This is a genomic window from Sinorhizobium sp. (genome assembly GCF_059070375.1).
This window is the reverse complement of sequence record NZ_JCACWC010000002.1, coordinates 602,809-623,041: the sequence shown is the minus strand read 5'-3', so window position 1 is coordinate 623,041 and position 20,233 is coordinate 602,809. Positions and strand designations below refer to the sequence as shown.

At 62.1% G+C, this 20,233-nt stretch carries 20 protein-coding genes and 1 pseudogene; 11 read left to right on the top strand and 10 right to left on the bottom strand.

What is annotated here, in order from left to right; all coding sequences use genetic code 11:
- Nucleotides 1-2 precede the first annotated feature (2 nt).
- From AC5J09_RS07485 to AC5J09_RS07460, 6 genes are read left to right on the top strand one after another with little or no spacing between them, the layout of a single operon-like run.
- Nucleotides 3-584 (top strand): cytochrome c oxidase assembly protein, encoded by a 582-nt coding sequence (locus AC5J09_RS07485; protein ID WP_234819198.1) that lies wholly within the window; start codon nucleotides 3-5, stop codon nucleotides 582-584.
- Nucleotides 575-1,699, top strand: a complete 1,125-nt coding sequence (locus AC5J09_RS07480; RefSeq protein ID WP_494297292.1) for a c-type cytochrome — start codon at nucleotides 575-577, stop codon at nucleotides 1,697-1,699. Before AC5J09_RS07485 ends, AC5J09_RS07480 begins: the two co-directional genes overlap by 10 nt.
- The gene (locus AC5J09_RS07475; protein ID WP_494297291.1) at nucleotides 1,696-2,679 is read left to right on the top strand and encodes a cytochrome c oxidase subunit II; all 984 of its coding nucleotides are present in this window, start codon (nucleotides 1,696-1,698) and stop codon (nucleotides 2,677-2,679) included. Before AC5J09_RS07480 ends, AC5J09_RS07475 begins: the two co-directional genes overlap by 4 nt.
- A 3-nt stretch (nucleotides 2,680-2,682) precedes the next feature.
- Complete coding sequence (locus AC5J09_RS07470; protein ID WP_437405751.1) at nucleotides 2,683-3,756, top strand: sodium:calcium antiporter; 1,074 nt, start codon at nucleotides 2,683-2,685, stop codon at nucleotides 3,754-3,756.
- The gene (gene ctaD, locus AC5J09_RS07465) at nucleotides 3,756-6,278 is read left to right on the top strand and encodes a cytochrome c oxidase subunit I (RefSeq protein ID WP_494297289.1); all 2,523 of its coding nucleotides are present in this window, start codon (nucleotides 3,756-3,758) and stop codon (nucleotides 6,276-6,278) included. The genes AC5J09_RS07470 and ctaD overlap by 1 nt, the downstream gene beginning before the upstream one ends.
- A 7-nt stretch (nucleotides 6,279-6,285) precedes the next feature.
- Nucleotides 6,286-6,657, top strand: coding sequence for a hypothetical protein (locus AC5J09_RS07460; RefSeq protein ID WP_102762594.1), 372 nt, complete (start codon nucleotides 6,286-6,288; stop codon nucleotides 6,655-6,657).
- 3 nt (nucleotides 6,658-6,660) lie between these two features.
- On the opposite strand, the gene AC5J09_RS07455 is transcribed toward AC5J09_RS07460, so the two are convergent.
- The 7 genes from AC5J09_RS07455 to AC5J09_RS07425 form a co-directional block, all read right to left on the bottom strand.
- The gene (locus tag AC5J09_RS07455) at nucleotides 6,661-7,719 is read right to left on the bottom strand and encodes a LacI family DNA-binding transcriptional regulator (protein ID WP_494297288.1); all 1,059 of its coding nucleotides are present in this window, start codon (nucleotides 7,717-7,719) and stop codon (nucleotides 6,661-6,663) included.
- 106 nt (nucleotides 7,720-7,825) lie between these two features.
- A complete protein-coding gene (locus AC5J09_RS07450; RefSeq protein WP_494297287.1) occupies nucleotides 7,826-9,106 on the bottom strand; it encodes a D-tagatose-bisphosphate aldolase, class II, non-catalytic subunit in 1,281 nt (426 codons plus the stop codon).
- Nucleotides 9,107-9,108: 2 nt separating this feature from the next.
- The gene (locus AC5J09_RS07445; RefSeq protein WP_494297285.1) at nucleotides 9,109-10,050 is read right to left on the bottom strand and encodes a tagatose kinase; all 942 of its coding nucleotides are present in this window, start codon (nucleotides 10,048-10,050) and stop codon (nucleotides 9,109-9,111) included.
- 23 nt (nucleotides 10,051-10,073) lie between these two features.
- Nucleotides 10,074-11,036, bottom strand: coding sequence for an ABC transporter permease (locus AC5J09_RS07440; RefSeq protein WP_100670268.1), 963 nt, complete (start codon nucleotides 11,034-11,036; stop codon nucleotides 10,074-10,076).
- On the bottom strand, nucleotides 11,033-12,544 hold the full coding sequence (locus AC5J09_RS07435; protein ID WP_494297282.1) for a sugar ABC transporter ATP-binding protein: 1,512 nt from the start codon (nucleotides 12,542-12,544) through the stop codon (nucleotides 11,033-11,035). The genes AC5J09_RS07440 and AC5J09_RS07435 overlap by 4 nt, the downstream gene beginning before the upstream one ends.
- A 101-nt stretch (nucleotides 12,545-12,645) precedes the next feature.
- A complete protein-coding gene (locus AC5J09_RS07430; RefSeq protein WP_411923647.1) occupies nucleotides 12,646-13,536 on the bottom strand; it encodes a substrate-binding domain-containing protein in 891 nt (296 codons plus the stop codon).
- A 157-nt stretch (nucleotides 13,537-13,693) separates the two neighbouring features.
- On the bottom strand, nucleotides 13,694-14,071 hold the full coding sequence (locus tag AC5J09_RS07425; RefSeq protein ID WP_102762598.1) for a GFA family protein: 378 nt from the start codon (nucleotides 14,069-14,071) through the stop codon (nucleotides 13,694-13,696).
- A gap of 222 nt (nucleotides 14,072-14,293) precedes the next feature.
- Here AC5J09_RS07425 and AC5J09_RS07420 point away from each other — a divergent pair, with 222 nt between their 5' ends.
- Nucleotides 14,294-14,668: a DUF427 domain-containing protein gene (locus AC5J09_RS07420; protein WP_494297280.1), complete on the top strand. Its 375-nt coding sequence runs from the start codon at nucleotides 14,294-14,296 to the stop codon at nucleotides 14,666-14,668.
- A gap of 247 nt (nucleotides 14,669-14,915) precedes the next feature.
- The gene (locus AC5J09_RS07415; protein WP_100670273.1) at nucleotides 14,916-15,647 is read left to right on the top strand and encodes a carboxylesterase family protein; all 732 of its coding nucleotides are present in this window, start codon (nucleotides 14,916-14,918) and stop codon (nucleotides 15,645-15,647) included.
- A gap of 169 nt (nucleotides 15,648-15,816) precedes the next feature.
- On the opposite strand, the gene AC5J09_RS07410 is transcribed toward AC5J09_RS07415, so the two are convergent.
- Nucleotides 15,817-16,326 (bottom strand): nucleoside kinase, encoded by a 510-nt coding sequence (locus tag AC5J09_RS07410; RefSeq protein ID WP_324763697.1) that lies wholly within the window; start codon nucleotides 16,324-16,326, stop codon nucleotides 15,817-15,819.
- A gap of 183 nt (nucleotides 16,327-16,509) precedes the next feature.
- Nucleotides 16,510-16,678 (bottom strand): annotated as a pseudogene (locus AC5J09_RS07405) (GntR family transcriptional regulator); the annotation flags it as partial.
- Between the two features lie 194 nt (nucleotides 16,679-16,872).
- On the opposite strand from AC5J09_RS07405, the gene AC5J09_RS07400 reads away from it, so the two are divergent.
- A complete protein-coding gene (locus AC5J09_RS07400; protein ID WP_494297277.1) occupies nucleotides 16,873-18,252 on the top strand; it encodes an enoyl ACP reductase FabMG family protein in 1,380 nt (459 codons plus the stop codon).
- A gap of 95 nt (nucleotides 18,253-18,347) precedes the next feature.
- Here the strand turns inward: AC5J09_RS07400 and AC5J09_RS07395 are convergent, their stop codons facing one another.
- Nucleotides 18,348-19,103, bottom strand: a complete 756-nt coding sequence (locus AC5J09_RS07395; protein WP_494297275.1) for a DeoR/GlpR family DNA-binding transcription regulator — start codon at nucleotides 19,101-19,103, stop codon at nucleotides 18,348-18,350.
- 201 nt (nucleotides 19,104-19,304) lie between these two features.
- Here AC5J09_RS07395 and AC5J09_RS07390 point away from each other — a divergent pair, with 201 nt between their 5' ends.
- Entirely contained in the window at nucleotides 19,305-19,904 is a 600-nt protein-coding gene (locus AC5J09_RS07390) for an NUDIX domain-containing protein (protein WP_494297273.1), read from the top strand.
- The gene (locus tag AC5J09_RS07385) at nucleotides 19,892-20,158 is read left to right on the top strand and encodes a GNAT family protein (protein ID WP_494297272.1); all 267 of its coding nucleotides are present in this window, start codon (nucleotides 19,892-19,894) and stop codon (nucleotides 20,156-20,158) included. The genes AC5J09_RS07390 and AC5J09_RS07385 overlap by 13 nt, the downstream gene beginning before the upstream one ends.
- Nucleotides 20,159-20,233 lie beyond the last annotated feature (75 nt).

The following is a 20,233-nucleotide window of genomic DNA, read 5'->3' as shown; positions in this document are numbered from 1 at the left end:
TGATGGGGCCGTTGGCGACGCATATGGCAGTGCACATCCTGCTGATGAACCTCGCCGCGCCCTTGGCTGCAGTCGCAATGACTTGGGGTCGGCCGCAGCGGCGGGAAATCGCCGGGTGGGCTCTGCCGCTTGCGACACTTGCGCAGATCGCCGCCCTCTGGGCCTGGCATGCGCCGCCATTTCTCAAGCGGGCCCTGGAATTTCCCACAGTTCATTTGCTCATGAATGCCAGCCTGTTCCTGACCGCATTCCTGTTCTGGCGGGCGGTCCTGCTTCTTCATGGCAAGCGTTCCTGGCAACCGATCGTTGCCCTTCTGATGACCAGCAAGCTCTATTGTCTTCTCGCCGTACTCTTCGTCTTCGCGCCGCGAGCGCTCTACCCCGCTTTCGCTGCATCCCACACGGCGCATGCAACTGGAACCCTGAACGCAACTTTGGCCGATCAGCAGCTCGCGGGGCTTATCATGCTGGTCGCCTGTCCTGTGACCTATGTTCTCGCAGGGATCGTGATTGCCGCGCGCTGGCTTTTGACAATGGAGGAAGACGAGGCCGGATCCAGAGCAGGTGCAGCAGCGTGGACCTGAGAAACCTCCACTGGACGGCGGTTGCGAAAATCGTCGGGGTCGGCGCCGTGCTGCTCGTGACCGCGGGCGTCGTGTTCGTCTGGTCCGGCGTCTACAACGTCGCGGCCTCCAAGGACCACCTGCGGATTACGACATGGATCCTGACGCTGATCCGCGAACGATCGATCGACAACCGAAGCTTTACGATCGAAGTTCCGCCGCTCGATGACGATGGCATGATCCGACTCGGTGCATCCCATTTCGAAGGTGCGTGCGTAGCGTGCCACAACCGCCCCGGCGAAGAGATAAATCCGATCGTCAGCGGCATGCTGCCCCCGCCTCCGGATCTGATGGACATCGGCAAGCGCCGCCCGCCGGAGGAGATCTTCTGGATCGTCAAGCACGGCCTCAAATATACCGGCATGCCGGCATGGCCGAATACCCGGCGCGACGACGAAGTCTGGGCCGTCACGGCATTCCTCGCAAGCCTGCCCGCAACGGCAGGCAATTATCCCGACCTGGCAGGCCTCACGCGCAGCCAGGCGAGTAGAGATGAGGGATCCGTGAGCGGCAGCGCCTTGACCGCCTGCGGGCGCTGCCATGAACGCGAAGGCACAGGCACGAACGGCGACCGTGTACCGCGGCTCGCGGGACTGCCCGAAGCCTATCTCCTGCGCAGTCTCCAGGAATATGCGCAGGGTGCCCGGGCGAGCGGTGCCATGGAACCGGTCGCCGACCTTCTGTCAGAGGACGCCATGCGGGAGCTGGCAGCGCATTACTCGGCGCTTCAGCCAACCGCCGGAAACCAATCGGCGCCACCTGACCCTGAGCAACTCAGGCGCGGCGAAGCCATAGCCAGGCGCGGCATCGCGCATCAGGGCGTACCGGCCTGCCTGAGCTGCCATTCCGGACGTCAATCGCAGCAGTTTCCGGTCCTCGCCGGCCAGCATGCCGAGTACATAGAGGAGCAGATACGGCTCTGGCGGCGCGGCGGGCGGATCGGGACCCCCTATGGGAGGATCATGACGGCGGTTGCCGGCGCACTGGACGAAGCGCAGATCGAAGACGTCGCCGCCTATCTGGGCTCACTGCCTCCGGGAAGCGCCACAGCGCCGATGACGGAGGCGAACCGATGAGGCTCGCCCGATATTTCGCGGTGGCAAGCGCTCTCGCGCTGCAGGGCTGCGCCGGGCTGCAGTCTGCGCTCGATCCTTCCGGAGCGGAAGCCGAGCGCATCGGCACGCTCAGTTGGCTGCTGATCCTGTTCTCTACCGCCATTCTCGTCGGGGTCTGCCTGATCACGGCGGTCGCGCTTTTCGGCGGTGAGCGCTGGCGTGCCCGCATCGCGGGCGAAAGGGTGGTCATCGGTGGCGGTCTCGTTTTCCCGATCCTCGCTCTCAGCGTCCTGCTGGGCTATGGCTTCTATCTTATGGCGCCCGGCACCACTGCGGCCCGTTCGCAGGGCGGATTGCGCATCGAGGTCGTAGGCGAGCGCTGGTGGTGGCGGGTGACCTATGTCGACGAGACCGGTCGCCGCATCGAGAGCGCCAACGAAATCAGGCTGCCTGTCGGGCGGCCGGTGGAATTGGAACTGACATCGGCAGACGTTATTCACAGCTTCTGGGTGCCGCGGCTCGCCGGCAAGCTCGACATGATCCCCGGCCATACCAACACGCTGACGCTTCAAGCGACGAAGGCCGGCATCAGTCGCGGCCAATGTGCGGAATATTGCGGCGGGCCGCATGCCTTCATGTCCTTTTACGTGATCGCCATGCCCGAAGATCAGTTTTCCTCCTGGCTGGCAGGTGAGGCCGGCGACGCCTCGGCTGCGAAACAGGATCAGGCCGCAGGGCAGGCGCTGTTCCTCTCCTCCGGCTGTGCCGCATGCCACCGGGTCCGCGGCACGGATGCCCGGGGTACGATCGGCCCCGATCTCACGCATGTGGGCAGCCGGCACTCGCTTGCCGCTGCCACGCTCGAGAACGATGTCGCCGCCTTCGTCCGCTGGATCCGCGACGGCCAGCACGTGAAGCCGGAAAATCTGATGCCGCCATACGAAATCTTCACCGACGACGAATTGCGGCAGCTCGCCGCCTATCTGGACCAGTTGAGGTGACCTATGCTTGACTTCGCCGGCCTTGGACTTTGGCTGAATCTTGCGATTTTCGCGGGGGCGGCCGTGGCAGTCTGGATGGCAGGCGTCAGGATCACCGGCTATGCCAATGCGATCAGCGAGAAGACGGGCGTAGGCCAGGCCTTCATCGGCGTCGTGCTTCTCGGCGGCATCACTTCGCTCCCGGAGCTGGCGGTAGGCGTGACCTCGTCGCTCAGCGGTGACGCCAGTCTCGCGGTCAACAGCATCCTCGGCGGCATCGTCATGCAGGTGGCGATCCTCGCCTTTGCCGACATGCTGATCGGCCGCCAGGCGCTGACTTCGGTCATTCCCGATCCGGTCGTCATGCTGCAGGGTGGCTTCAAAATCCTTCTCCTGTCGATCGTCGCCGCCTCGATCGTGGTGGGGGACGTGCCGGTGCTTTTCTCGGGCGTGTGGATGTGGTTGCTTGCAGCGGTCACGGGCTTCGGCATGTGGGTCTTGTCACGGTCGAAGCGCGACAAGCCCTGGATAGCGAATGACGAGGAGGTCACGCCCGAAAAGGAGGAAGAGAGGGCGCGGAAGGAGGCCGAAGACAGCAAGGAGAAATCGCTGCGCGAGGTGGGCTGGGCGACTGCCGGCTGCGGCGCCGTCATCATCGTCGCAGGCTATCTGCTGTCGCGTTCCGGAGATGCGATCGCCGAAGCGACCGGACTCGGCCAGAGCTTCATCGGCGCGGTTCTCGTGGCGATTGCGACGTCGCTGCCGGAAGTCAGCACGGTGTTCAGCGCCACGCGTGCCGGCCTCTATACCATGGCCATGTCGGATATCTTCGGCACGAACCTCATTGATCTCTTCCTTCTTTTCATCGTCGATATCACCGGAGGTGCCGACGCGGTGATGAACGGCGCCGGACGCTTCGAAGCCTTTGCAGCGCTGATCGCGATCACGGTCACGGCGATCTTCTTCATCGGGCTGGTCGAACGGCGGGACCGGACGATCTTCAGGATGGGTTACGACTCCTTCGCGGTCCTCACCGTTTACCTGGCGGGGCTGGTCGTCCTCTATTTCCTGCGCGACACTGGCGGCGGAGGCGGATGATGGAACTGCCAAATCCCGATACCCGGCCCGAAGGCGAGGTCCGTGAACTGGAGCGCATCTGGGCGACGCCGCGCGGTTGGCGGCTGGTGACGGCCGTCAACAATACGGTGATCGGTCTTCTCTATATCGGCGTCGCGTTTCTCTTCTTCCTCATGGCCGGTCTGCTGGCCGTCGTCATGCGCACGCAGCTCGCCCTCGGCGACAATCGCCTCATAGACCAGGACCTCTACAATCAGATGTTCACGGTCCACGGCACGACGATGATGTTCCTCTTTGCCGTGCCGGCGGTCGAGGCGCTCGGTGTCATGCTGCTGCCGCAGATGCTGGCGGCGCGCGATCTGCCTTTTCCGCGCCTCAGCGCCTTCGCGATCTGGGCCTATGTGGTCGGCGGGCTGGTCTTCTTCTCGACCATCTTCTACGACCTCGCGCCGAAAGGCGGCTGGTTCATGTATCCGCCGCTGACGCTCATGGAATATTCGCCGGGTGACAACGCCGATTTCTGGCTGCTCGGCATCGGCTTCATCGAGATTTCGGCGATTGCCGGGGCGGTGGAGATCGTCGTTGGCGCGCTGAGGACAAGGCCGCCGGGCATGTCGCTCGCCAGGATGCCGATCTTCGCCTGGACGATGCTGATCTTCGCCAGCATGATCATGTTCGCCTTCCCGGCAGTGATCCTGGCGACGATGATGCTGGAGATCGAGCGGGCGTTCGGCTGGCCCTTCTTCACCGCCGCGCTGGGGGGAGATCCGCTGCTCTGGCAGCATCTCTTCTGGTTCTTCGGGCACCCGGAAGTCTACATCATCTTCCTTCCGGCCGCGGGCCTCGTCTCGATGATGGTACCGACCATGGCCCGCACACCGCTCGTGGGCTATCACCTGATCGTCGTCGCCTTGATCGGCACGGGCTTTTTCAGCTTCGGGCTCTGGGTGCACCACATGTTCACGACAGGCATTCCGGCGCTGAGCCTCGCCTTCTTCTCCGCCGCCAGCATGGCGGTCGCCGTTCCCTCGGGCATCCAGGTCTTTTCGTGGATCGCGACCATCGCCGCGGGACGGGAGCGCTTCCGAATAACGACCGCATCGCTGTTCATTCTCGGCTTCCTGTTCATTTTCACCCTTGGCGGGCTTACCGGCGTCATGGTGGCCATGGTGCCCTTCGACCATCAGGTACACGACACCTACTTCGTGGTTGCACATTTCCACTACGTGCTGATCGGCGGGTTCGTCTTCCCGCTGTTTGCGGCGATCTATTACTGGATGCCGCTCTTCAGCCGCCGGATGCTCTCGGAACGGTTGGGCCGGTGGGTTTTCTGGCTGATCTTCATCGGCTTCAACGTCACCTTTCTGCCGATGCATCTGACCGGTCTCAGAGGCATGCCGCGGCGCGTCTGGACCTATCCCGGCGACATGGGCTGGGACACGCTGAACCTCATCTCAACCGTGGGGACCTATGTGCTTGCCGCCGGCGTACTCGTGTTTCTGGTGGATCTCGCCGCGAAGTTCCGCCCCGGCAACGGACCTCACGAGAACCCTTGGGGGGCGGGCACGCTCGAATGGCTGCCGAACGACGTCTACTCCACCCGAAGCATCCCTCACATCACCAGTCGCGAACCGCTCTGGGATCGGCCGAGTCTCCCTCAGGAGGTACGCGACGGCCATCACTATCTTCCAAACGCTCCGACCGGTTGGCGGGAAACGATCGTGACCTCGCCGATCCATGCCCGTCCGCAATATGTCATCCAGATGCCCGGTCCCGGCTGGCCGCCTTTCCTCGCGGCCGTCTTCACGGCGGCGTTCTTCCTGCTGCTGACGGTCAAGATGGTGACGATCGCGACGATCTGCGGAGTCCTCGCCATCGCCTTCATCCTCGTCTGGGCCTGGGGGCTCGACCCCGGGCCGTCGAAAGGCATGATCGAAATCGCCAAGGGCGTCCGCCTTCCCACCTATATGAGCGGACCGACGTCGCATTCCTGGTGGGCGATGGTGGTCCTGATGTTCGTTGCGGCGTCCCTCTATCTCGCCTATGTCTTTTCCTACCTTTTCCTCTGGGTCGTCTCGCCGGAGGTCTGGGCACCGGCCGGTTCTCCGGAACCACCGCCCCTTCGCTGGCCCTTGGGGTCCGCGGCGCTGCTTCTTGCCGGCTCGGGTATCTTATGGCTTGTCAGCCGCAGGCTGGGGATGTTCTCGGCATCGCGCGTGGCAATGGCGGCCGCTCTGCTTCTTTCGCTCGCCTGCCTGACGGGTGCGTTCGCACTTGAACTCCGGGGACACTTGGCGACCGGCTTGAGCCCCGATGGGAACGCGTACGGAGCCATGGTTTATCTCGGCGCCGTTCTCTTCGCTCAACTCGTCTTCGCCCTGCTGATCATGGGACTGTTCGCGATGGCGCGGCATCTGGCCGGGAAGCTGGATGCCGTACGGCGGGTGACCTACGACAGCTACGCGCTGCTCTATCACTACGCCGTCGCCCAGTCGCTGCTGGGCCTCGGACTGATTCACGGCTTCCCGCGACTGATCGGATAGGTGCGTCATGAACGATCCCGTCCGCGAACCACCCATTGCCGGCGCAATTCTCTTCCTTCTGGCCGGGCCGATCCTTTGGGGTGGACATCTGCTTGCCGTCTATACTTTCCACGCCGTGGCATGCGCCGCCGCGGGGCCGTGGGCGACCACCATCGTTCCGGGATCCATCGTCGTGGCCACACTCGCCGCGGCCGGAGCACTCTTGCTGGTCTTCTCTTTTCCGGGAAAGCTCGCGCAAGCGCTTCGCTGTGCCGATCCGGGAGACGACCAGCCCTTCCTGATCCGCGCGGGGCGCCTTCTGACGGTCCTGGCCCTGACGGGCGTCCTGTGGACCGGCTCGGGAGCGCTCGCGCTTGCGCCGTGCGCGCAGTTCAGGTGAGTTCTAAGCCGAACCGCGCAACATGATCTCCGCGCTCAGCAAAATGCGTTCGTCGTCGCGAAAGGCTTCACCGTTACCCGAAGAATCGCCGAGCTTGAACAGGAGCAGTTCGATCGCCAGCCTGCCGATTTCGTTGTAGTTCTGCGCGACCGTGGTCAGTGGCGGACAGGTGTAGCGGGACAAGGGATGGTCGTCATGGCCGGCGACCCTCAGATCGCTGTCGGCATCCCGCCCGACCTTCAGGCCGGACTGAAACGCGGCGGCAATGACGCCGAAGGCGACGCGGTCGTTCGCGCAAAGAACGGTTTGCGTCGGGAAGCCGCCACTGGACAGGATGCGCAGCGTCTCGTCGAAGCCGAACTTCTCGAAGTCCCAGGAGGCATATGCCGTCGTCTCTACGACCGCCGGCTTCATCTTCAGCTGCCGCATGGCCTCGACATAAGCGTCCTGGCGCGCCATGGCGTTGTTGTTGACCGGGGGCATGCCGAGATAGCAGGGCGGGCCACCCGAACGGCAGAGATAGTCGACCATCAGCCTGAAGCTCTGCCGGTTGTCGGTTCCGACGAAGGAGGAACTGTCGTCGAGCGGCGAGTCGACATAGATCAGCGGTATGCTTTGTGCGAGCGCGCTCAGCTTCTGGTGATGCGACTGGACGCCGAGCGGCGCGATGATCGCGCCGGCGACGTTCATCGACTTGAAGGTTTCGATCGCCCGTTCTTCCATCTCGGGCCTGCCGTCCGAGGAAAGGACGAAGGCGAGGAATCCCGCCTGATCGGCAATGTGCTCGATGCGCCGCGTCAGCGCCATGTAGAACGGGTCCGTCGAGTTGGGCACGATGACCCCGAGGATATTGGTGCGGCGGCGGTTCAGGTTGACGGCGAAGATGTTCGGCCGAAAGCCCGATTGCTTTATCGCCGCCTCGATGGCGTCGCGTGTCTTCTTGCGCACCGATGAGGGGTCGTTGAAATATTTGGAGACGGTGGGGCGCGACAGTCCGACGAACTCCGAAAAATCCTCCATCGTCTTGATCTGTCTGGTCACGGTCGAAGCGTCCCCGCTCATCTGATTTGGTCTTTCGGAATATTCACCGATCACGGAGCTTCCGCTAGAGCGGGTTGAGGAAAAGTGTGCGCGGCTTTCCGCCCGCATCCCGCTCTGACGTCTTGATCTAGACCCGGCACGCTGCGAAATAGTCCTGCAGAACGGCGTCGACGGCGGCAAGCGCCAACGGCTTGGCCTGCGGCGCGACCTCGCCATTGCGAACGCGCGCGTAGCTGCCGGCGAGAAACTGGCTGATCAGCGTTTCCGGGATCGCAACGCCGTCGAGCAGAGACATGAGTTCGTCCACGGCTGCAGCGGCCTTCGGATGCGGCCAGTAATAGCGTATGCGGTCGCTATAGGAGAAGTGCCGCTGGAGGCGCTGCTCGTCCGCCGAGCCGTGATAGTATTTGCCCCAGTTCGCCGGTTCCTCGCGCATCACCGATTCCGTGACTTCGGCAAGCGTCCGCTCGCGCGCGCCCGGAAAGAGAAAGGCAGCGATCTGGTCGAGGCCGTAGAGGGCTTCACGAAGAGCAAAGGTGAGGCCGGGTCCGACCTTCAGGATCGCGAAGCCGTCGGCGACCAGTTGGCGAAGCGCATCCGGCGTCTGGTAATCGGTGGAATGGGCCTCGAAGACCATCCCGTCAAGTTGGCCCAGCGTGGCGCTGAGCTTTTCGGCCCTGGCACGATCATAGGCAATGACGTTCTCGTTGCCGAATTCCACGCCCGGCTGGACGACGGCGCCCACGACGCGGCTGAAGGCACCGGCGGCGCCGGCTTCATCGAATGCCGCGCGATGGACGCGCACGGTTTCGATGGCGGCTTCGGGAGCAGTCACCTCGAGGGTGTCCAGCTCTTCGAGCGCGCCACCAGGTATCGGGACTTCGGTGCCGATGATGTAGACCGGGAGTACGCCCCCACGGCCGCCGATGGCGTCTTCGGCGACGGCCGCGAGCCGCGCCGCGCGGGCCGCCGTCGTGGCATCGGGCAAGGCCGTCGGTTCGCCGGCGCATCCCATGCTGGTGTCGAGATGCAGCTTGGTGAAGCCTGCTTTCGCGTAGGCCGCGATCATCGCCTCTGCCTTGGCCATCGCCTCCGCGGCGGGCAGATGCTTCCAGGGATTGGGGCCGAGATGGTCGCCGCCGAGCAGGATCTTCTCCCGGGGGAACGCGATCCGGTCGGCGATGGCGCCGACGAAGCGGGTGAAATCCTCAGGCGTCATTCCGGTATAGCCGCCGTCCTGATTGACCTGGTTGCAGGTCGCCTCGATCAGCACCGGCGTATTCTCCCGGCGCGCACGCAGCATGGCGGCTTCGATGACGAGCGGGTGCGCGGAACAGATCGACGGTATGCCGCGCGGACCGGGACGCTCGCTCCACCGGGCGATGTCGATGAGATAGTTCTCTTGCATGATCAGGCCTGTTGCTCGCTGATGAATCGTTCGAGTTCCGCGCGTGTCGAAGCGCCTTCCATGGGGCCGAAGTGCATGACGGCGCGGGCGCCGGAAGCGGCGGCGAATTCAAGGGCCTCGAGGGGGCTCGCCCCGTTGAGCCAGAAGCTGACGAAGGTGGCGCCGAAGCAATCGCCGGCCCCGGTCGGGTCCACCTCCTCGACAGGGAAGCCCGGCAGGGAGAGTGCCGTCACGGCATCGAAATAGCTGGCGCCTGCTGCGCCGCGTTTGACGACGACGGCTTTGATGCCGGATGCGAGGAGCTCCGCGACCGCCTGACCTTCCGTCTTGGCTTCGGTGATGAGGAAAAGCTCGTCTCCGCTCGGCAGGAAAAGATCCGTCTCGGCGAGCACCGTAAGCAGCGCCTCGCGCATGCCGGGGCTTTTGAGGATCTCCGGGCGAAGATTTGGATCGAAGGAGACGGTGCCCCCGCCCGCCTTGACGATCCCGATCGCGGCGAGAATGCTTTCGACCACGCTCGGCGCGTAGAGCGACGAGCCCATGACATGGATATGGCTGCATTCGCCGACGAGCCGGGTCATTCGCTCGTCGAGCATGATCTTGCCGCAGGCGCTGTCGCGGATGTTGAAGACGAAAGCGCGGCTGCCATCGGGCCGGTAGCGGACGAAGGCGCTGCCGGTCGTGGCGAGCGGATCGACCTCGATACCGGAAATGTCGACGCCGTCGCCCTTGAGGCGTTCGAGGTTGACCGTGCCGAAATCATCCCCTCCGACGCGGGAGATGATCGCGCATGGCTGACCGAGCTTCCCGGCCTGGTCGATGAATATGGCCGGTGCACCTGAAGGGAAGGGGCCGATGAGCGGCGTCGCCTGGCGGAACCCGTCACCCTTCTCGGTCGCGATGATTTCGACGAGAATCTCGCCGATCGTCAGTATCTTGTGCATGTGGATGTCACTCGTGTCGGGGTTCAGCGCTTTGCCTGTTTGGCGCGGACGTCGAGCCAGACGGCGACGAGGATCACCAGGCCCTTGACGATCAGCTGATAGAAGTAGGGGACGGAGAGCATGTTCATGCCGTTGTTCATCACGCCGATGATGAGCGCGCCGATCAGCGTGCCGACCATGGTTCCGACGCCGCCGGCAAGGCTGGTGCCGCCGAGAACGGCCGCCGCGATGGCGTCAAGCTCGTAGCTCATGCCCGCATTGGTCTGTGCGGAGAACAGGCGGGAGGAAAGCAGAATGCCGCTGATGGCCGCCATCACGCCGGAGATCATGAAGATCAGGATCTTCAGCCGATCGACCTTGATGCCGGAGTAGACGGCCGCCTCGCGGTTGCCGCCGGTCAGATAGGCGCGCCGGCCGAAGCTCGTCTTGCTGAGCACGATCTGATTGATGACGAAGAGGACGGCGACGACCCAGATGATGATCGGCAGCCCCAGGAAACTCTCGGTGCCGATTGCGGTCCAGGTTTCGTTCTCGATCATGGCCGGCGCGCCGTTGGTGGGCAGGCTCACCATGCCGCGATAGATACCCATGGTCGCGACGGTGACGATGAAGGACGGCAAGAGCAGCTTGGCCGTCAGCACCCCGTTCAACATTCCCATCAGGGCGCCGGCAACGAGCGTCAGCGCGATCGCCGGCACGAAACCCATCCCGAAGGCAAAGCATTGCGCCCCGACCATTCCTGCCACCGCGATGATCGAGCCGACGGAAAGGTCGATCTCGCCGAGCAGGATCACCCACGTCATCCCGAAGGCCGCGATCGCGACAACGGCGACCTGCTGCAGGATGTTCATGAAGTTTACAACCGTCATGAAGCGCGGGTTGAAGAAGGAAAAGACGATGCAGAGCATCACCAGCGAGAGGAAGATGCCGCCATATTGCTTGAGAGCCCGAACGAGGGCGGCTTTGGCTGCTGTGTTCTGTGTCATGATTGAAACCCTGTCGCGTGAGCCATGATCGTCTCTGGAGTGAGGGCGGAGCCTTCGAGCGTGGCGCCGGGCGCGCCTTCATGCATGACGACCACGCGGTCGCTCATTCCCAGGACTTCGGGCAGGTCGGAGGAGATCAGCAGAATTGCCGTTCCCTCGGCCGCCAGCTGGCGGATGATCTTGTAGATCTCGAATTTCGCGCCGACGTCGACGCCGCGGGTCGGCTCGTCGAGGATCAGCACCCTGGGTCGCGTGAGCAGCCATTTGGCGAGCACGATCTTCTGCTGGTTGCCGCCGCTGAGGGCCCCCGCCGGCGTTTCCAGCGAGTTCGTCTTGATGGAGAGCTTCCCGACCTGTTCGGATGCCGCCGCCCGTTCCGCGCCGTTGCGGATGAAGCCCAAACCTCCGGCGAAGTTCGCGAGAGCCGCCATGGATATGTTCCACTCGACGCTGTGGCCGAGGACAAGGCCCTCTTCCTTCCGGTTCTCCGTCACGAAACCGACGCCGCGGGCGATGGCCTCGTCCGGGGAACGGAACCGCACGGCCTCGCCATCGAGGCGAACCGTGCCTTCGGCGTTCTTCATGCCGAAGAGCGCGTTCATCACCTCCGAGCGGCCCGAACCGACAAGCCCGAAGAAGCCGAGGATCTCACCGGCGCGCACGTGGAAGGACACGTCGTGAAACTCGCCTTCGCGCGTCAACCGGTCGACTGCAAGGACCGGGGCGCCGTCCGCCGCCACACGGTGCATCGGCGGCGGGTAGATTTCGTCCATGCGGCGTCCGACCATCAATGCGATCAGCGTCTCGATGGTGACTTCGTCGCGCGCATGCGTCGAGACATATTCGCCGTCTCTGATGACGGTGATGTCGTCGCTGAGCCGCATGATCTCTTCCATGCGGTGCGAAATATAGATGACCGCGGCGTTGCGCTGCTTCAGCCGGCCGATGATCTCGAAGAGGATCTCGGCCTCGCTGTCGCTGAGCGAGGAAGTCGGCTCGTCCAGAATGACGACCTTGGCATCATGGCTCAGGCCCTTGGCGATCTCGACGAGCTGTCGCTGGGCGATCGAGAGATTGCCGACCTTCTCCGTCACGTCGATGGGAAGTCCGAGGTCGGCTACGATCCGTTGCGCCTCTGCGACGAGCGCCTTGTCGTTGATGAAGCCGAAACGGCGTGGCTCGCGCGTGGCGAGGATGTTCTCAGCGACCGTCAGATTGTTGCAGAGGCTCAATTCCTGGAAGACGATCGCCAGCCCGAGCGAGGCGGCTTCCTGCGGGTTGGCGGGCCGGTAGGGCTGCCCGTCGAGAACGATCTCTCCCGACGTTGCCCCGTGCACGCCGGCGAGAATCTTCATCAAGGTCGATTTGCCGGCGCCGTTTTCGCCGAGCAGCGTATGCACCCGGCCGCGCCGGACCTCGAGCCGCATCCCCTTGAGGGCGGCGACCTGCCCGAAGGACTTGGTGACATCGGTGATCTTGAGAATGGTATCCGCAGCGGAACCATGCATGGCGGGCCTCCTTCAGCCGGACCGGAGCGTATCCGGCGGCATGCGCCGGATACGCCCGTGGTATGCCGCCGCCAGCAGGCGGCAGCCGTCCTGGGAGGGACCTATTTCCCGGTGTAGACGCCCGGTACGATCGGCTGCTCGGCCGGCACCGTCTCTCCGGCGACAACCTTCACGGCGGTGTCGATCGCCTGTTTGCCCATCTGGTCCGGGAATTGCTGGATCACGCCGACCATTACCGGATTGCCGTCGACGGCATCGCGTGCTTCCTTCATGCCGTCGAAACCGATGACCTTGACCTGCGATTCCAGTCCGGCAGCCTTGACGGCAACGGCCGCGGCAAGGGCCGCATCGTCGCCGAAGCCGAAAATGCCGGTAATGTCGGGGTTGGCCTGCAGCATGTTCTGTGCGGCAGCGAGGGCTTCTGCGCGGGTGATGCCCGTCTGGGTCGCGACGATCTCCATTTCCGGATGCTTGGCGATCGCTTCCTTGAAGCCGTTGATGCGATTGACCACCGACTGAACCGTCGGATAGTCGATGATGGCGACCTTGCCCTTGTTTCCGAGAACCTCGGCCATGAGCTCGCCCGCCTTCACGCCGCCGGTGAAATTGTCGGTGCCGATATGCGACGTCACCGTCGCCCCATTGGCCGGAACGTCGACGGTGATCACCTTGATGCCGGCCTTTTCCGCCTTTGCTATGGCCGCGCGTACGCCCTGGCTGTCGACGGGCGAAATGACGATCACATCAACGCCCTTGACGATGAAGTCCTCGACGTCGGCGAGCTGCTTGTTGAGGTCCTGATTGGCGATGGCCACTTCGAGCGCGACGTTCTTTTCCTTGGCTTCGGCTTTCATCGCCTCGGCGAGCTCAATGTAGAACGGGTGCTGCTGGGTCAGGAGCGATGCGCCGATGCCGTCGGCGAAGGCGCCGGATGCCAGCAAGGTGAGCGCGGTGCCGGCGACGAGAGTTTTGAGAATGCGGGGCATGTTCATGGTTTCCTCCCTTGGAAACGGCGGGCCTTCAACGTTTGCAACCAGGCAGGCGGGCCCTCCCGTCCCTGACCTTGGCAGGGAGTAAACACCATAAAACTTATCGCGCGTCAATTTTAAAAAGAACACACAACAACAAAAATCAGCGCGCGAGAAAATATTAGCTTCGGCTTCGATCCCCCGGATATTGCGGCACCGGAAGGGGAGGCAACCACCCTTCGCGCCGGACGACCCAGATCTCGTATTGGGGATTGAGGGCGGCCGGGGCGTCGTCCAGTGACCCGACGCGAATTTCGGTTTCCTCTTCTCCCGGGTTGAAGAGCCGCGATCCGCAGTCGGGGCAAAAGCCACGGCCGGCGAATATCCTGACTTCGCCAGAGCTCTTGAAAGCCCGGGTGGGCCAGACGGCGAAGGTCACGAAAGAAGAGCCGCTTTCCTTGCGGCAGTCCGCACAATGGCAAAGTCCCACCCGCAAAGGTTCTCCGCGAACCTCATATCTCAGCGCGCCGCAAAGGCACCCACCTGTTCTCGCAATCATCTGCCGGCATCTCCAATCTGGCTAAACATCAAGCGGGATCAAGGAAAGGCGCATGCCCGTTTCCGCCCGCATCCGCTCCAACTCTTTCAGATATCCGATGGTTCATGATTTTGTTTGGCCGGACCGGAAGCCATCCCAGCCCGTCGAGGCGGTGCGGCCCTTGGGGAGCGGGAGGCGTGACCCTATCTAAGAGGCGGTGCAACCACCTGAAGGCGAACGCTCATGTCAGACAAGCCGATCAGAATTCCAGGCCCCGACCATCCGATCACTGTCGAACGCAATCCCCGGCGTGTTGTAGTCAGGCTCGATGGCCGCATCGTGGCCGATACGCGCGACGCGCTCACATTGCGCGAGGCGTCCTATCCGCCCGTGCAATACATCCCCCGCAGCGACGTCGACATGTCGCTGCTTGCGCGCACCGATCATGGGACCTATTGCCCCTACAAGGGCGATGCGTCCTATTACAGCATCGCGGCCGATGGCGAACGCTCGAAGAATGCCGTCTGGACCTATGAGAATCCGCATGAAGCGGTCCGTGAGATCAAGGAGCACATGGCATTCTATCCGGACCGGGTGGATGCGATCGAGGAAATGTAGCGGCACTGTCTGCCCTTCTACGAGAAGGAGAGAACGGCCCGACCCAGCGATTGCTCGCCACACCGGAGGTAATTCTTCACTCGACAACCGGGCTGTCAGGTCGCGCTTCCGGGATTGCCGCGGCTTTCCGCGACAATCCTTCCCCGAGGCGACGATTCCATCCTCGGGGTAAGCAGGCTTGAGTTCTGGTTTTTCGGTTCCATTTGATGCTTGCAGGCGCAACATTAATTATGAAGCAGGTGGTCGAATGACGCGGAACATCATGGCACTGGCTTTCACGGCCGTAATCGGAATGTGCAGTGCAGGCGTGGCGCATGCAGAGCAGTTGGCAGCGAGATCGAGCACCAGCATAAAGAATGATCTCAACTATCTGATTTACAAGCCGGACGACTATGCGTCGTCCGGCAACGCGTATCCGCTTGTCGTGTGGCTACACGGCGGCGATCAGGGCGGGACCGATATCGAGAAAGTCAGATCGAGTGGCATTCCGAAATTGATCGAGGAGGGAAAGAAATTCCCTTTCCTGGTGTTTTCACCTCAGAATCCGAGTGAAGAGCTGCTTTATCCGATCGAGAAAGTCGAGGCGGCACTTGACGAGGTGATGTCGAAGTATCGCGTCGATCGCGCGCGTGTCTATGTCGTGGGGTTCAGTCGCGGCGCTTTCGCGGCCTGGGCCATGGCAGAACAGTTTCCCGAAACATTCGCCGCTGTCGTTCCGATCGCCGGCGGCGGCAATCGCCACTACCTCAGCAGAACAAATGAAAAGGCAGCCTTCTGGGTGTTCCACGGCACGAACGATCAAGTCATCCCTTTGTCGGATTCAGTCGTGCTTTATGAGCGGCTTGTGGGTCTGAAGCGTAATGCTCGTCTGAGTGTTTTGGAGGACGTGGACCACTCGGGCGTCGAGCGGGCCGCCTTGAACGATCCCGAGCTCTGGGACTGGCTTCTGAAACAGCGCCTTGAGGTCGCGCCTGAGTAAACCTGTCGATCCTCAGCCCGTACCGCGGAATGCGAACGGCGTCTGCTTGGCGCCCGCTCCGATCAGAAAGGCCGGTGAAGCCGGCACCGCCGCCAGTGAGTCGTACGGCAGCTAGCGGCTTTTTCGCGACAATCGGTTGCTTCTCTCCCTATCACAAACCTGCCGGGCTTCAGGTGAGTTTAGCGAGGATGTCGTCGACGACACTTGGGACGGTATACGCCGTGTCGATATTGATACCGGCAGGAAGATACTCCCGGGTACGATGATAGCGGAGTACCAGGGCCCGCTCGGCCGGCTCGAAACCCGGTTCATTGGGCCGCCCATCCAGTCGTCGGTCCAACGTCTCAACGTCGATGTCGAGCACGAAAACCTTATCGAACAGGTCCAGGAATTTGTGGAAATTGCGCGAGCCGCCACAAAAGAACGTGGCGGGATGGGTGGAGTCGGCAGCAATAGCTCGCACCTTCTCGACAGGCCAGATCCAGTGCGCGTATCCCCAGGCGATGCGGTCTGCGCCTTCGGGTGGTCCTGCGAGCGCCTGGCCTGTCTCGGGGTCGCCGACATAGGCCAAAACGCGGTCACCATGGACGACATGGTAGCCCCGCCGCTCCAGTTCGGTAGCGACAGACGTCTTTCCGGTACCCGAGCCGCCTTCGATTAGATAGTTCTTGATGCCCATGGGGTTTTTTATCACTGCCTTCAATCCGGTGTGAAGACACTGTACCTGGGGTGTGCTCAGCAAGGGTATCGCCTTGCGGAAAGAAGGTACTCACAAACTTCGAGCCGCCAGCAAACAGCGCTGTCAACGGCGCTCCGCTTGCTAGTGCCGCTGCCGCACCGATGCCACCCGAAGCTGCAAGATTCATCCTACCCCCGTAGCCATGCGGAAGAAGCGGCACGGTCCGTCGTCTTGCGGGAAGAAGGGGGACCTGGATTCGATCAGCACGCCTGCGCAAAGCGTTCATCAGCAGGTCCGCATCGAGACCTTCCGGCCCCTCGATCCAGACGGACGTGCCGCCGAAAGCCGCACTCGTTTCGGTATCGGCGCGCCGATCTCCAACGGCCTCGGCATTTCGCCGCATTGCAGGAACAGCAGAGACCGACTTCACGTTTTGAAATGAACCGTCACCGAAAATGAGTTCCCATTCGGTGCCAGTGCGGTCATGTCTTTGCGACGCTCGTATGAGCCATTGCTCGACGACACACGAATCAAAGAGCTGACAGCATGGAAAATCCGGTTGCACTGAATCGTCTTTCCGAGAACACGGTCTTCCGTAAAGGCGATGTTTTCGTACTCTTCGGCGAACTGTTCGGCCGCGGATACGCCACCGGTTTGCTCGAGGAAGCCCGGCGGGCTGGCATGGAGATTGTGGGGATCACCGTCGGGCGGCGCGACGAGAACAACGCGCTTCGGCCGCTCGATGCCGAGGAACTGTCTTCAGCGGAGGCCCGGCTGGGCGGCAGGATCATCAACATACCTCTTATGGCGGGTTTCGATCTCGATGCGCCCGCAGACGGCCCAACTCCCACCGATCTCCTGGCAAAGATGACGCTTGAGAGCTGGGAACACGACAAGCTCGACTGGGACTATGTCGGGCAATGCCGCGACATTGCCACTGCGCGTTTTACGGAGTCGCTTGCAAAGGTCATGACCGTTCTCGACGGAATGATCGCCGCTGGCCGCAATGTTTTCTTCGCCCACACAATGGCCGGAGGCATCCCGAAGGCGAAGGTACTCTTGGTCGTCGCCAATCGAATCTACAAGGGAACCGGAACCCGCCACATGTCGTCGCAGACCTTGCTCGACAGTGATATGGGAAAACTCATCCTGCAGAATTTTGACGACGTCTCCGCAAACACCTTTCGCCACCTCATTGATTTCAGCGCGGCGATCCGCGAGCGCGTGGAAGCTTCGGGCGGTCAAATACGATATACGGCCTATGGTTACCACGGATCGGCGATCCTCATTGACGGAAGCTATCGTTGGCAGACCTACACCAACTACACCCAGGGTTATGCCAAGATGCGGCTCGAAGGCATTGCAGAGGAAGCCTGGGCGAAAGGGATCAAGGCAACTGTCTATAACTGTCCCGAAATCCGGACCAATTCGTCCGATGTGTTCACGGGTATCGAGCTGCCCCTGATACCGCTGCTGCTTGCGTTGAAGAAAGAAAACGGCGGCCAATGGGCAGACGAACAGTGGCAGGCCTGCGAGCAGCTTCTGGCAGACGGCGTAACCATGAAGGATGTGTTCGGGAAGATCACCGACATGCAGGCCAGCGAGGTTATGCGCCCGTTCTATGAGTTTTCGGCATGGCCCATGGCAAACAGCCAGGCACAGGCCGATTTGACCATCGGCACGTCCAACGACATCACCCGGATGCATCGGGATAGCAAGTTGATGATCAGCGATCTCCTGAGCGGTCTCGTTGTGAAGGCGACGGGGCAGCTGATTTTCGGCGAATCTTCCGAACCCTCCGGTCCCGTCCTGTGGCTCAACCACGATATCGTGGCTCGGCGACTTAACGCTTCCCACCCGCATGCGAAGTCTCCCGCGCCGCTTATCACGCAGGGAACGGAATCTTCGCACCTTGAGGTGGCGTGACGGGCTCCCGGCTTAGCTTGGAAGCTGGTGTTTTGGCCATGAAGCGACGAATCTTGCGACAGGAATGAGCCTTCATTTCCGCCACTGTCCGCCATTTACGACGATATGATCTGCATGCCTAGATCGCGAAGAGGGGTGAGCAGATCCTCGGGACACTTCCTGCTCACAATAAGCCCGTCGACGTCATCGAAGCCAACGACGCTGTACGCGGAGACGGCACCGAGCTTTTCCCTCGAGCCAAGCACGACCGTCTCCGCAGCCTGCCGGCAGATCGCCCGCTTCACCGCCGCCTCCTCGCGGTCTCCCGTCGTCAGGCCGTGCTCTACATGGATACCGGTCACGCCCATGAAGTAGAGATCCACGCGAATCTGCGATATTGCTTCGATGGCGACGGCGCCTACGGAGACGTTCGAATGCTTGTAGATGTGACCGCCGATAAGCTCCACATCCACCCCCGGATGATCAAGAAGAGCGGTTGCGACGTCGGGGCTATGGGTCACGACCGTCGCCTTCAAGGCCTTTGGGAGGACGCGCGCGAGCCTGATTGTCGTCGTGCCTCCATCCAGGAAGACGATCTGTCCTTCCTTGACCATGCCGGCGGCGACCTTGGCGATCTCGGCCTTGTCGTTGACGGACACATTTCGGCGCGTGGGAAGGTCTTTGAGTGCCTTGGACGCGGGGAGAGCGCCGCCATGCACGCGTTGAAGTAGTCCTTCGCCAGCAAGCTCCCGAAGGTCTCGCCGGATCGTGTCCTCGGATAGGCCCAGCTTCCGGCTGAACTCTTTCGCGACGATCCGGCCTTCCTTGCCGAGGGCGTCGAGGAGCAGCGCCTTGCGCTCAGTGGTCAGCATGTGGAAGCTTCCTTTTCAGATAGTGCAAACCTGGCAATAACCGCTGCAATTGAATCCCTGGCTCCAGCCCGTGGCAGGAATTTCCCGAACGTGGAAGCTCGCCTTAACGCGCCCGCCATGATGCGTCCGTCGCCGATGCTCCGCATATTGCACGAACACAAATATAATGCAATATCGTGCAGTATGTGATGGAGAACGTGTATGTCGGTTGCAGATCGGATTCGGGTTGAGCAGGTGACCACCCTGTCGGACGACTGGTATGTCCTGAAGAAGACGACCTTCAGCTTCCGTCGGACGGACGGAGAGTGGCAGAGACAGAGCAGGGAGACCTACGATCGCGGCAATGGCGCGACGATCCTGCTTTACGATTTGCAGCGCCGAAAGGTCTTGCTCACCCGGCAGTTCCGCTACCCTGCCTTCGTCAACGGGTATGACGATCTTCTGGTCGAGACACCCGCTGGCCTTCTGGACAAGGCAACACCGGAAGAGCGGATCAAGGCGGAGGTGGAGGAGGAGACCGGATACCGCGTCACCGATGTCAGTCAGGTGTTCGAAGCGTTCATGAGCCCTGGATCGGTGACGGAACGGCTTCACTTCTTTGTCGGAGCCTATTCGGCCGCTGATCAAGTGTCGGAGGGCGGTGGCGACCCGGACGAAGGCGAAGACATCGAACGTCTGGAGCCGACAATCGAAGAGGCGCTGAGGATGGTCGCCGACGGCCGGATCCGCGACGGCAAGACCATCATGCTGCTGCAATATGCGGCGCTGCACCTCTTCAAGGAGACCGCATGTTCACCTTGAGAGCGGCGAAATGCGAAGACCTTGCGCGCAACTTCGAGATCTGGTGCACGTCGGTTCTGGCGACGCACCAGTTTCTCTCGGCGGAAGACTTCGACGAGATCGGCGCGCTCGTCGAGAAGTCGTACCTGCCAACCGCAGATTTCACAGTTGCGGTTGACGCAGATGACACCGCCCATGGGTTGATGGGCACGACCGGAGATCATGTCGATGCCTTGTTCGTCCACGCTGAGAGTAGGGGTCAAGGCAGTCGATGAATGCTCTTAAATCGACGACACTGACTTGAACATCGATAGTGCGATTCTCACAGGGTCGATCGCCCATCCAGACCG